Raw genomic sequence first — 12,725 nt, 5'->3', positions numbered from 1 at the left:
TTTCGCTAACAGATATCAACGCGAAACGGCAATCCCGCCGTTTCGCGTCATTCATGAGGGGACACCCGTGGCACGTATGAACTATCTCTTTACCAGCGAATCCGTATCTGAAGGCCATCCCGACAAGGTGTGTGACCGCATCTCCGACGAAATCGTGGACCTCGTCTATCGCGAGGCGAAGAAGGCGGGAATGGACCCGTGGAAGGTCCGTGTCGCCTGCGAAGTCCTGACAACGACCAACCGGGTCGTTATCGCCGGCGAAGTGCGCGTGCCAGAAACGCTGCTGAAAAAGGACAAGGCGACGGGCGAGGTTCTCACCGACTCTTCCGGCAATCCCGTCATCAACCCGTCCAAGTTCCGCTCGGCTGCGCGCAAGGCCATCCGCTCGATCGGCTACGAGCAGGACGGCTTCCACTGGAAGACGGCCAAGATCGACGTGTTGCTGCATGGCCAGTCGGCCCATATCGCCCAGGGCGTCGACAACTCGTCCGACCAGCAGGGCGAGGAAGGTGCCGGCGATCAGGGCATCATGTTCGGCTATGCCTGCACCGAGACGCCCGATCTCATGCCGGCGCCGATCTATTACAGCCACAAGATTCTCGAACTCCTGGCAGAGGCGCGCAGGAACGGCGAAGGCGAGGCGGCCAGGCTCGGCCCCGACGCCAAGAGCCAGGTCACGGTGCGCTATGTCGGCGGCAAGCCGAAGGAAGTGACCCAGATCGTCCTGTCGACCCAGCATCTTGACGAAAGCTGGGACAACAAGAAGGTCCGCCAGGTCGTCGAGCCCTATATCCGCGAGGCGCTGTCGATGGGCGACATCGGCATTTCCGAGGACTGCAACTGGTACGTGAACCCGACCGGCAAATTCGTCATCGGCGGCCCTGACGGCGATGCCGGCCTGACCGGCCGCAAGATCATCGTCGACACCTATGGCGGTGCGGCGCCGCATGGCGGCGGCGCGTTCTCCGGCAAGGACACGACCAAGGTCGACCGCTCGGCGGCCTATGCCGCGCGCTATCTGGCCAAGAACGTCGTCGCGGCCAAGCTGGCCGAGCGCTGCACGATCCAGCTCGCCTACGCCATCGGCGTGGCCCAGCCGCTGTCGGTCTATGTCGACCTGCACGGAACCGGCAAGGTTTCGGAAGAAGCGGTCGAGCAGGCCGTCCGCCAGGTCATGGACCTGTCGCCGGGCGGCATCCGCCGTCACCTGGACCTCAACAAGCCCATTTACGCCAAGACCACGGCCTATGGCCATTTCGGCCGCAAGCCGGGCCGTGACGGCTCCTTCAGCTGGGAAAAGACCGATCTCGTCAAGGCGCTCAAGGAAGCTGTGACGGCCAAGGAATCCGTCGCGGCCTGAGCACTGCCGGCAGAGGCTTTCGTCATGGCAGAGCAACGTCGTTCCCGCTCGACGGAAGCCTTCTTCGGCCGGCGCCGCGGCAAGGCCTTGCGCGTCCGGGCGCGTGAGATTCACGCCCGGCGCCTGCCCGAGCTGGCGCTCGATCTGGACAGGCCCGCGCCGCCCAACCTGAAAAGCCTGTTTGCTGCCGCTGTCGCCGAGGTCCGCCTGGAGATCGGCTTTGGCGGCGGCGAGCATCTGCATCACGAGGCAAGCCGGTTTCCCGAAACCGGTTTCATCGGCGTCGAGCCGTTCATCAACGGCATGGCCAAATTCCTGCAGGCTTACGACGCTGCGCCCCTGCCCAACATCCGCCTGCACGATGACGACGCGACCGTGCTGCTCGACTGGCTGCCAGAGGGCACCATCGACGGGATCGATCTTCTCTATCCCGATCCGTGGCCGAAGAAGAAGCACTGGAAAAGGCGTTTCGTCAGCCCGGTCAATCTCCACCGTTTCGCCCGCGTGCTGAAACCGGGCGGCCGCTTTCGCTTCGCCTCCGACATCGACACCTATGTCAACTGGACGCTCGCCCACTGCGGCGCTCATCCGGCCTTCGAATGGCAGGCTTCTTCAGCCGACGACTGGCGCACGCCCTATGAGGGCTGGCCCGGCACGCGCTACGAGGCCAAGGCGATCCGCGAAGGCCGCACGCCAGCCTATCTGACATTTTTCAGGGTGTAGGGAGGCGGGATGCGGCCCGGCTTTGATGCCGCCCCTATAACCGCGCCCTTGTCGAGCGCGGCGTCGCCAGCAACAGGCTCGTCTCGCTGCCGGTGATGCCGGGAATGAGCCTTATGCGCCGCAGGACGGCGTCGAACGCGCTCAATGAATCGGTACCGAGCTCTACCACGAGGTCCCAGCGGCCGTTGGTCGTGTGAATGGTCGACACTTCGGAAAATCCCCCAAGTGCCTTGATGACGCGGTCGGCGGCGTGCCCCTCGATCTCGATCAGCATGATGCCGCGCACCGTCTGGTCGACGGCGTCGGCGCGCAGGATCACCGTATAGCCGAGGATCTCGCCGCTCCGCTCGAGCCGCTCCATGCGTGCCCGCACCGTTGCGCGCGATACGCCGAGATCGATGGCGAGATCGGAAATGCTGCGCCGCCCGTCATGGCGCAGCAGGGTGACAAGCCTTGTGTTGAGTTCGTCCATGACATGCCATTTTGGATAGATATGCTGATCGAAATGATAATTCAGCCTGTATTAATTGCCAATATTTGATATTCAGATTGCCGGCTCAATCGGGTTCGATCGTACCTGCAGACAAAGCAGGGAGTGATCGTTCATGCATTGCCGGATCGTCGGTGCGCCGGTTCAAGACGGTGCGGGCCGCATGGGCTGCGAGATGGGGCCGAGCGCGCTGCGCACGGCCGGCCTGGTCGCGGCCATTACCGAACTCGGCCACACCGTCACCGACATGGGCACGCTCGCCGCCCCGCTACCGAGGCCGGTGACGCATGGCAACGCCGCGCTCAAGGCGCTGCCGGAAGTCGCGGCCTGGACCGCCTTGCTGAGCGATGCCGCCTTCGAGGCGTCGTCCGACGCCATGCCGATCTTCCTTGGCGGCGATCATTCGATTTCGGCCGGGACGCTTTCGGGGGTGGCGCGCCGGGCGGCGGCCGCGGGTAGGCCCTTGTCCGTTCTGTGGCTTGATGCCCATCCCGATTTCCACACGCTCGACACCACCGCGAGCGGCAACCTGCACGGCGTGCCGCTTGCCTATGCCAGCGGCCAAACGGGCTTTGCGGGCAGTTTCCCGGACCTGGAGGCCAGCGTCGATCCGGCGCACATATGCGTCTTCGGCGTGCGCAGCGTCGACCCGGCCGAGCGCCGGGCGCTGAAGGCGGCCGGCGTCACTGTTCACGATATGCGCGCCGTCGACGAGCATGGCGTCGCACCATTGTTGCGAGAGTTTCTGGCCCGCGTGAAGGCCGAGAACGGCCTGCTCCATGTCAGCTTCGATGTCGATTTTCTCGACCCCGGCATTGCGCCGGCCGTCGGCACCACGGTGCCGGGCGGCGCGACTTTTCGCGAGGCGCATCTGACCATGGAGATGCTGTGCGACAGCGGCCTCGTCTCGAGCCTCGATCTGGTCGAGCTCAATCCCTTCCTCGACGAGCGCGGCCGCACCGCTACCCTGATCGTCGACCTCGTGGCGAGCCTGATGGGCCGCCGCATCATGGACCGCCCGACACGGAGCTTTTGATCATGGGATATGCCCCTTCCGCCCTCGCGCTGGTGCCCTTCGTCAGCGTGGAAAACATGATGCGCATCGTCCACGCCGTCGGCATCGAGCGCTTCCTGGCCGCACTCGCCGGCTATATCGAGGAGGACTTCCGCCGCTGGGAACTATTCGACAAGACGCCGCGCGTCGCCACGCATTCGCGTGAGGGCGTGATCGAACTGATGCCGACCAGCGACGGCGAGTCATATGGCTTCAAATATGTCAACGGCCACCCCAAGAACACGAAGGAAGGGCGCCAGACCGTGACCGCTTTCGGCGTCATGGCCGAGGTGGATACGGGCTATCCCGTGCTGATTACGGAAATGACCATCCTGACGGCGCTGCGCACGGCGGCCATGTCGGCGCTTGCCGCGAAATTTCTGGCGCCTGAGGGTGCGCGCTCGATGGCGATAATCGGAAATGGCGCTCAGTCGGAATTCCAGGCCGTCGCCTTCAGGTCGTTGGTCGGCATCGACCGGCTGTCGCTCTACGACATCGACCGCACGGCCAGCGAACGCTGCGCGAAGAACCTCGCCGGACGCGGCTTCGACATTGCCGTCTGCGCCTCGCCCGAGGCGGCGGTCGAGGGTGCCGACATCGTCACCACCGTCACCGCCGACAAGCAATATGCGACCATCCTGACCGACAACATGGTCGGGCCCGGCATCCACATCAACGCCGCCGGGGGCGACTGTCCGGGCAAGACCGAGCTTCACCGCGACATTCTCCTGCGATCCTCGATCTTCGTCGAATACCCGCCGCAGACGCGCGTCGAGGGCGAGATCCAGCAGCTCGAAAAGGACCATGAGGTGACGGAGCTGTGGCAGGTGATCACCGGCAAGGCGGCCGGCCGCGCGGGCCGCGACCAGATCACGCTGTTCGATTCGGTGGGCTTTGCGGTGGAGGATTTCTCGGCCCTGCGCTACATGCGCGACCTCATCCGCACGACGCCGTATTTCGACGAGCTCGACCTGCTCGCCGATCCCGACGATCCGCGCGACCTGTTCGGCATGCTCATGCGGGCGGCCGCGTTGCCGGCCTGAGCTTGCGCGTCCGCGCGGGAACGGGGTCATCGGCGTCCCGGCCCTTGCAAATGGCCTCGATCGGCGCTATATGCGCATCAAATTCTTGGTCGCTTTGAACAAGAGTGGGTCCACCCGGTCCCGCTCTTTTTTGTTTCCTGCGGCCCGAGCGGAGACCATATGTCCGACGAAAGCACCAACCAGACTGCGAACGACGATCGCCTTATCCGCGAGACAGGGCTCGAAGCGCGCATAGCGCTGCTTATCCTGCCGCTGTTGCGGTCGATGGAGTTTCGCCTGGTGCGGGTGCGGCTATCCGGTCAGAACGGCCTGACGCTGCAGATCATGGCCGAGCGCGAGGACGGCACGATGACGGTCGCCGACTGCGAGGAGGTGAGCCGTGCGGTTTCGCCGCTGCTCGACGTTGAGGACCTGATCGATAAGGCTTATCATCTGGAAGTGTCGTCTCCGGGCATCGATCGCCCGCTGGTGCGCAAAAGCGATTTCGCGCAATGGGCCGGGCATCTGGCGAAGATCGAGACCTCGACGCTCATCGCCGATCGCAAGCGGTTTCGCGGCCGGATCGCCGAAGCCGGTTCCGATGACGTGCTGATCGAGCGCGACGCTGCGAGCTATGGCGACGAACCGGCTGTGCGGGTGCCCTATGAGGCGATTGCCGAGGCGCGGCTGATCCTGACCGACGATCTTGTCGAGGACGCGCTGAAAATGGACAAGAAGGCGCGCCAGGAACAAAAGAAGCGCCGCGGCATCGAGGCCGGCGGCGAAGAAGACGAACACGAAACGGACGAATGATTTCGCGGTCCGCGCGAGCATGCGGACCGATGCAAGGGAGACCATAATGGCAGTCAGTGCAAACCGTCTGGAGCTTCTGCAGATCGCAGATGCGGTGGCGCGGGAAAAGTCGATCGACAAGCAGATCGTCCTGTCCGCCATGGCCGACGCGATCCAGAAGGCGGCCCGCTCGCGCTACGGCCAGGAAACCAACATCCGCGCCGACATCAACTCGCAGACGGGTGAGATGAAGCTGCAGCGCTTGATGGAAGTCGTCGAAGCCGTCGAGGAGCCGATGCGCGAGGTCTTGCTCGATGAGGCCCGCCACCGCAATCCCGACGCCCAGGTCGGCGATTTCATCGCCGAGCAGCTGCCGCCGATGGATTTCGGCCGCATCGCCGCCCAGTCGGCCAAGCAGGTCATCGTGCAGAAGGTGCGCGAGGCCGAGCGCGACCGGCAGTATGACGAGTACAAGGACCGCATCGGCGAGATCGTCAACGGCTCGGTCAAGCGCGTCGAATACGGCAATGTGATCGTCGATCTCGGCCGTGGCGAGGCCATCATCCGCCGTGACGAGTTGATCCCGCGCGAGAATTTCAAATATGGCGATCGCGTGCGCGCCTATGTCTATGACGTGCGGCGCGAGCAGCGCGGCCCGCAGATCTTTTTGTCGCGCACCCATCCGCAGTTCATGGCGAAGCTGTTCACCATGGAAGTGCCGGAGATCTATGACGGCATTATCGAGATCAAGTCGGTTGCTCGCGATCCCGGTTCGCGCGCCAAGATCGCAGTGATTTCGCGCGACAGCTCGATCGATCCGGTCGGCGCCTGCGTGGGCATGCGCGGCAGCCGCGTCCAGGCGGTCGTGGGCGAGCTGCAGGGCGAGAAGATCGACATCATTCCCTGGTCGGAAGATGCCGCCGCCTTCATCGTCAATGCGCTGCAGCCGGCCGAGGTGGCCAAGGTCGTTCTCGACGAGGAGGCCGAGCGCATCGAGGTCGTGGTGCCCGACGATCAGCTTTCGCTGGCGATCGGCCGGCGCGGCCAGAATGTGCGGCTGGCCTCGCAGCTCACCGGCTGGGACATCGACATTCTCACCGAGCAGGAAGAGAGCGAGCGGCGTCAGAAGGAGTTCGTCGAACGTTCGAATCTCTTCATGGAGGCCCTCAACGTCGACGAGATGGTTGGCCAGGTCCTTGCATCCGAAGGCTTCACCTCGGTCGAGGAAGTGGCTTACGTCGAACTGGACGAGATCGCCTCGATCGACGGCTTCGACGAGGACGTGGCGAGCGAGGTCCAGCAGCGTGCGCGCGAATATCTCGAGCGCATCGAGGCAGAGCACGACGCCAAGCGCAAGGAGTTGGGTGTTTCCGACGAACTGCGTGACATCCCGGGCATCACCACTGCGATGTTGGTCGCCCTTGGCGAAGACGACGTGAAAACGCTGGAGGATTTCGCCGGCTACGCAATCGACGATCTCGTCGGATGGAAGGAACGCAAGGACGGCGAGACCAAGTTCTTTCCCGGAGTGCTTGACGCTTTTGGCATCAGTCGTGCCGATGCCGAGCAGATGGTTCTCGCCTCGCGTATGAAGATGGGCTGGATCACCGAAGAAGATCTGGCTCCCGTCGAGGCGGAAGAAGAAGCCGCGCAGGCAGACGCCTGATCGTCATGGTGGGCGCAAGCGGAGTTTCGATTGGACGGAATGGCCGAACGAACATGCATCGTGACACGCCGGACGGGCGAGCCGGATGGCTTGATCCGTTTCGTCGTGGGACCCGACATGTCGGTCGTTCCGGATCTCAAGCGAAAGCTCCCGGGGCGCGGCTGCTGGGTTAGCGCGGCGCGCGCCCATGTCGACGAGGCGGCACGCAAGAATCTGTTCCGCCGCGCTTTCAAGGCGGATGTGAAGGTCGATCCGGAGCTCGGCATGCGTGTCGATGCCTTGATGGTTGCCGCGACGCTCGGCACGCTGGGGCTTGCCCGCAAGGCCGGCCTCGTGGCATTGGGTGCGGCCAAGGTCGAAAGCGCGGTGCGCAGCGGCAAGGCCATTGCCGTATTGCATGCGCATGAGGCGTCCTCCGACGGTATTCGCAAGATCGCCCAGGCGCGGCGCGCAACGGTTCATGCCGGAGGCCCCGATATTCCCGGCTACGGACTCTTTTCCGAATCGGAATTGGGTTTGGCATTGGGGGGCACAAATGTGATACATGCTGCCGTGCTCGGCGGAGACGCGGGCAAGGCGGTGCTCAAGCGTATGGTGGCGCTTGACCGTTACCGGGGCGGATCCCCGGACGACCGCAGGGCGGTTACGGGTTTCGCCGATAGAGACGGCGCCTTAAAGGATACGGAATGACGGATACGAAATCGGGCGACGACAAGACATTGAGCGTGAATGCGAAGAAGACCCTGACGCTGAAGCGTCCGGGAATGGAGCAGGGTACTGTGCGCCAGAACTTCTCGCATGGCCGCTCGAAGTCGGTCGTTGTCGAGACCAAGAAGCGCAAATTCACCATTCCGGGTGAAAAGCCGGAGGTGGCGCCTGCGCCTGCCGCGCCAAACCCGCAGTCCGCGACCCATTCCGCGCCGATGCCCGCACCTGCACCCGCCCCCGCGCAGGAAGCGCCGCGCACCGCGCCGCAGCAGGCCGAGCGCTCGGGCATGGTGCTCAACGAGTTGTCGAGCGAAGAGATGCAGGCGCGCCGCCGGGCGCTCGAGGGTGCCAAGGTGCGCGAGGCCGAGGACCGCCAACGCGCCACCGAAGAGGCCAAGCGCCGGGCCGAGGAAGATGAGCGCCGGACCAAGGAACGCGAGGAATCGGCGCGCCGCCAGGCCGAGGAAGAGGAGCGCCTGAAGGCCGAGGCCGATGCCCGCCGCAGGTCCGAGGAAGAAGCACGCCGTCGCGCACCCGAGCCCGAGGCGTCGCCCGCGACCGTGGAAGCCGATGCGGCCGCCAAGAGCAAGGCGCGGCCGAGCGCCCCGCCGCCCAAGCGCACTCCCGCGCCCGATCCGCGTCCTGCGCGCGGACGCGGCGAGGCGGATCGCCGCCGCGGCAAGCTGACGCTCAACAGCGCCCTGTCTGGCGAGGAGGGGCGGAGCCGCTCGCTCTCGGCAATGCGCCGGCGCCAGGAAAAGTTCAAGCGGGCCATGCATCAGGAGACGCGTGAGAAGATTTCGCGCGAGGTCATCCTGCCGGAGACGATCACCATCCAGGAGCTGGCCGGCCGCATGGCCGAGCGCGCCGTGGACGTGGTGAAGTTCTTCATGAAGCAGGGCCAGATCCTCAAGCCGGGCGACGTCATCGACGCCGACACGGCGGAACTGGTGGCAGTCGAGTTCGGTCACACCGTCAAGCGCGTCGCCGAATCCGACATTGAGGAAGGCCTCTTCGGCATTCCCGACAAGCCGGAAAACCAGAAGCAGCGTCCGCCGGTCGTTACCATCATGGGCCATGTCGATCACGGCAAGACGTCGCTGCTCGATGCGATCCGCCATGCCGATGTGGTTGCCGGCGAAGCGGGTGGCATCACCCAGCATATCGGCGCCTATCAGGTCGAGCAGGACGGGCAGAAGATCACCTTCATCGATACGCCCGGCCACGCCGCCTTCACGGCGATGCGCGCCCGCGGCGCCCAGGCCACCGACATTGCCGTGCTGGTGGTTGCCGCCGACGACAGCGTGATGCCGCAGACGATCGAATCGATCAATCACGCCAAGGCGGCCGGCGTCCCGATCATCGTTGCGATCAACAAGATCGACAAGCCGGAGGCCGATGCGAGCAAGGTGCGCACTGAGCTCCTGCAGCACGAGGTGTTCGTGGAATCCATGGGCGGCGATGTCCTCGACGTGGAGGTGTCGGCGACCAAGGGCACCAACCTGGACAAGCTGCTTGAGACCATCCTGTTGCAGGCCGAACTCCTCGACTTGAAAGCGGATCCCGAGCGCACGTCGGAAGGCGTGGTCATCGAGGCCAAGCTCGACAAGGGTCGCGGACCTGTGGCTACCGTTCTGGTCCAGACCGGCAAGCTGTTGCCTGGCGACATCATCGTGGCCGGCAATGAATGGGGCAAGGTGCGCGCCCTTATCAGCGATCGCGGCGAGCAGATGACGGAAGCGGGGCCGTCGACCCCGGCCGAAGTCCTGGGTCTCCAGGGCACGCCGCAGGCCGGGGACCGTTTTGCCACGGTCGAATCCGAGGCGCGGGCACGCGAGATCACCGAATACCGCCAGCGCAAGGCGCGCGAGAAGGCCGTTGCACGCAGTGCAGGCCAGCGCGGCTCGCTCGAGCAGATGATGTCGCAGTTGCAGACGAGCGGGATGAAGGAATTCCCGCTGATCATCAAGGCCGACGTGCAGGGCTCGGTCGAGGCGATCGTCGCCGCGCTGGAGAAGATGTCGACCGACGAGGTGCGTGCGCGCGTCGTCCATTCGGGCGCCGGCGGCATCACCGAGAGCGATGTCGCGCTGGCCGAGACGTCCGAGGCTGCCATCATCGGCTTCAACGTACGCGCCAACAAGCAGGCGCGCGAAGCCTCCGAGCAGGCGGGCATCGAAATCCGCTACTACAACATCATCTACAATCTCGTGGATGACGTGAAGGCGGCGATGTCGGGCCTGCTGTCGCCCGAACGCCGCGAGACTTTCCTTGGCAATGCGGAGATTCTCGAGGTCTTCAACATCACCAAGGTCGGCAAGGTTGCGGGTTGCCGTGTCACCGAGGGCAAGGTCGAGCGTGGGGCCGGCGTGCGGCTGATCCGCGACAATGTCGTCATCCACGAGGGCAAGCTCAAGACGCTGAAGCGCTTCAAGGACGAGGTGGCCGAGGTTCCGGCCGGCCAGGAATGCGGCATGGCCTTCGAGAACTACGAAGACATCCGTGCCGGCGACGTCATCGAGGCCTACCGCGTGGAGATGGTGACGCGGTCGCTGTAGCGGCTGCAATCGGCTCCGTGCGTTCACCCTCGCCCTTCGACAGGCTCAGGATGAGGGTGAAGGCGCGGGTTCGAGGCCGGCCCCGCAACAATGGCCACGTTGGCGTCGGCAGTAGCCCTCTTGTGAGCCTGCCGAACCACGAGGACGGGATGCCGTGCTCCGGAATTTTAGATTGAATAGATGAACCGGGGTCGCCTTGGCTCCGGCGAAACCCGGTACCAAGAGACCACATATGACTTCCTCCGGTCCTTCCCAGCGCCAGCTTCGCGTCGGCGAACAGGTGCGCCACGCCCTCTCCGACGTTCTGCAGCGCGGAGAGGTGCGCGACGATCTGCTCGAGACCACGGTGCTTTCCATATCCGAAGTGCGCATGTCGCCCGATCTCAAGATTGCCACAGCCTTCATCTCTCCGCTCGGCGCGGCCGACGACCAGGCGGTCATCAAGGCACTGGCGCGCAATGCGAAATTTATTCGCGGACGCGTCTCGACCGCGTTGCGCCAGTTCAAATACATGCCCGAGTTCCGGTTCCGCCTCGATACCAGCTTCGACAACATGTCGAAGATCGATGACATCCTGCGCTCGCCCGAGGTGGCACGGGATCTGGGCCATGACGAAGAGGATGGTGAGTGATGGCGCGGCGCGGCAAGAAGAAGGGCCGGCCCGTATCCGGCTGGGTGGTGCTCGACAAGCCCGTCGGCATGGGCTCGACGGAGGCCGTGTCCAAGATCAAATGGCTGTTCAAGGCGGACAAGGCCGGCCATGCCGGCACGCTCGATCCGCTGGCCTCCGGCATGCTGCCGATCGCGCTCGGCGAGGCGACGAAGACCGTGCCCTATGTCATGGACGGCGCCAAGGTCTATCGCTTCACCGTCGGCTGGGGCGAGGAGCGCTCGACTGACGATCTGGAAGGCGAGGTGACCCGAACCTCCGCAGAACGCCCGAGCGCCGAGGCGATCCGCGCGCTGTTGCCGAAATATACCGGCCTCATCATGCAGACCCCGCCGCAATTCTCGGCGATCAAGATCGGCGGAGAACGCGCTTATGACCTGGCGCGCGAAGGCGAGGCGCTGGAGATCCCTGCCCGCGAGGTCGAGATCGGCCGGCTCGAACTCATTGAATGTCCTGACGAGACCCATGCCGTTTTCGAGATCGAATGCGGCAAGGGCACCTATGTGCGCAGCCTGGCGCGCGACATGGGCCGCGACATCGGCTGTTTCGGCCACATATCGGACCTGCGCCGCCTCGAGGTCGAGCCGTTTACGAGCGAGGATTTCGTGACGCTGGAGCAACTGGAGGCCGTCGCGCCGCCACTGCCGCCAAAGCCGGCAGATGGTGAAACTGCGCCGAAGCCCGATCTGGGAGCGGACGCCGGCCGCTTCGCCGCGCTCGATGCGCTGCTGGTGGAAACCGTGGCCGCACTCGACTGTCTTCCTCAGGTGGCCTTGAGCGACGATGCGGCCAACCGCGTGCGCCTGGGCAATCCCGTCATTCTTCGCGGCCGCGATGCGCCCGCCGAGGCCGACGAGGCTTGCGCCACCTTGCGCGGCCGGCTGGTCGCCATCGGCGCCGTCGAGGGCGGGATGTTCAAGCCGAAGCGGGTGTTTACCGGGTAAGCAGAGTTGTTCTGGCAGTACAAGGCCATACGAATTGCTCGATCTTCCTTTGCGAACGCGCTTGAACATGTACCTTTCGCTCAAACGGAATCGTTTGAGCGAAAGGTACATGTTCCAGCATATTGATCTGGCGCGCATATCTTTGCTTCAAACGTTTCCGTTTGAAACGAATGCGCGCCATGGCATTTATTTCTGGCAATCGCCGGCATTTTCCACTATATGCGCCGCAGCATCGCGCTATAGGCGTTTTGCATGAGTGGCCCCCGCTGGACGACATCCCGGCCGTGGGCGTCTCCATTTCCTGAAAATAGAACAGAAAGGAAACCACGATGTCGATCACTGCCGAGCGCAAGCAGGAATTGCTGAACGAATATGCCACCGTCAAGGGTGACACCGGTTCGCCGGAGGTCCAGGTGGCGATTCTGACGGAGCGCATTACGAACCTGACCGAACACTTCAAGGACCACGCCAAGGACAACCATTCCCGCCGTGGCCTGCTCAAGCTGGTCTCGCAGCGCCGCAGCCTCCTCGACTATCTCAAGAGGAAGGATGTCGCGCGCTACCAGACGCTGATCAAGAAGCTCGGTCTGCGTCGCTGATTGTCTGACCGGCGGATCCCGACAAGGGGTCCGCCGTTCGGATATCAGGGCCTGTGCAACGCACGGCCCGAACCGGTTTCCATCTGTGAAAGGCAGGATGGGAAACCGACCATGGACCGGTCATGGGGCAGGATTGCAG

General features: G+C 64.2%; 12 protein-coding genes. 11 read left to right on the top strand and 1 reads right to left on the bottom strand.

Going from position 1 to position 12,725, the window contains the following annotated elements; genetic code table 11:
- Positions 1-67: 67 nt before the first annotated feature.
- Both metK and trmB read left to right on the top strand, forming a co-directional pair.
- Entirely contained in the window at positions 68-1,360 is a 1,293-nt protein-coding gene (gene metK, locus GM909_RS16165) for a methionine adenosyltransferase (RefSeq protein ID WP_157017639.1), read from the top strand.
- A 24-nt stretch (positions 1,361-1,384) separates the two neighbouring features.
- On the top strand, positions 1,385-2,083 hold the full coding sequence (trmB, locus tag GM909_RS16160; RefSeq protein WP_157017637.1) for a tRNA (guanine(46)-N(7))-methyltransferase TrmB: 699 nt from the start codon (positions 1,385-1,387) through the stop codon (positions 2,081-2,083).
- Between the two features lie 34 nt (positions 2,084-2,117).
- On the opposite strand, the gene GM909_RS16155 is transcribed toward trmB, so the two are convergent.
- A complete protein-coding gene (locus tag GM909_RS16155) occupies positions 2,118-2,555 on the bottom strand; it encodes an Lrp/AsnC family transcriptional regulator (RefSeq protein ID WP_157017635.1) in 438 nt (145 codons plus the stop codon).
- 133 nt (positions 2,556-2,688) lie between these two features.
- Here GM909_RS16155 and rocF point away from each other — a divergent pair, with 133 nt between their 5' ends.
- The 9 genes from rocF to rpsO all read left to right on the top strand — a co-directional run bounded on the left by rocF (position 2,689) and on the right by rpsO (position 12,586).
- A complete protein-coding gene (gene rocF / locus GM909_RS16150) occupies positions 2,689-3,609 on the top strand; it encodes an arginase (RefSeq protein WP_157017633.1) in 921 nt (306 codons plus the stop codon).
- 2 nt (positions 3,610-3,611) lie between these two features.
- Positions 3,612-4,670, top strand: a complete 1,059-nt coding sequence (locus GM909_RS16145) for an ornithine cyclodeaminase (protein WP_157017631.1) — start codon at positions 3,612-3,614, stop codon at positions 4,668-4,670.
- A gap of 159 nt (positions 4,671-4,829) precedes the next feature.
- Positions 4,830-5,462, top strand: coding sequence for a ribosome maturation factor RimP (gene rimP / locus GM909_RS16140; RefSeq protein WP_157017629.1), 633 nt, complete (start codon positions 4,830-4,832; stop codon positions 5,460-5,462).
- Positions 5,463-5,508: 46 nt separating this feature from the next.
- Complete coding sequence (gene nusA / locus GM909_RS16135) at positions 5,509-7,107, top strand: transcription termination factor NusA (RefSeq protein WP_157017627.1); 1,599 nt, start codon at positions 5,509-5,511, stop codon at positions 7,105-7,107.
- Positions 7,108-7,146: 39 nt separating this feature from the next.
- Positions 7,147-7,797 carry an RNA-binding protein gene (locus GM909_RS16130; protein ID WP_157017625.1) on the top strand — a complete coding sequence of 217 codons (651 nt, stop codon included), beginning with the start codon at positions 7,147-7,149 and terminating at the stop codon, positions 7,795-7,797.
- The gene (infB, locus tag GM909_RS16125) at positions 7,794-10,373 is read left to right on the top strand and encodes a translation initiation factor IF-2 (RefSeq protein WP_157017623.1); all 2,580 of its coding nucleotides are present in this window, start codon (positions 7,794-7,796) and stop codon (positions 10,371-10,373) included. Before GM909_RS16130 ends, infB begins: the two co-directional genes overlap by 4 nt.
- A gap of 232 nt (positions 10,374-10,605) precedes the next feature.
- Positions 10,606-11,004 (top strand): 30S ribosome-binding factor RbfA, encoded by a 399-nt coding sequence (gene rbfA, locus GM909_RS16120; RefSeq protein ID WP_157017621.1) that lies wholly within the window; start codon positions 10,606-10,608, stop codon positions 11,002-11,004.
- Positions 11,004-11,987 carry a tRNA pseudouridine(55) synthase TruB gene (gene truB, locus GM909_RS16115; protein WP_157017619.1) on the top strand — a complete coding sequence of 328 codons (984 nt, stop codon included), beginning with the start codon at positions 11,004-11,006 and terminating at the stop codon, positions 11,985-11,987. Before rbfA ends, truB begins: the two co-directional genes overlap by 1 nt.
- A 329-nt stretch (positions 11,988-12,316) precedes the next feature.
- Positions 12,317-12,586, top strand: coding sequence for a 30S ribosomal protein S15 (gene rpsO / locus GM909_RS16110; protein WP_157017617.1), 270 nt, complete (start codon positions 12,317-12,319; stop codon positions 12,584-12,586).
- The last annotated feature ends 139 nt before the right edge of the window (positions 12,587-12,725 follow it).

The organism is Mesorhizobium xinjiangense, assembly GCF_009749525.1.
Lineage (GTDB): Bacteria > Pseudomonadota > Alphaproteobacteria > Rhizobiales > Rhizobiaceae > Mangrovimarina > Mangrovimarina xinjiangensis.
This window is presented reverse-complemented; position numbering and strand designations above follow the sequence as displayed.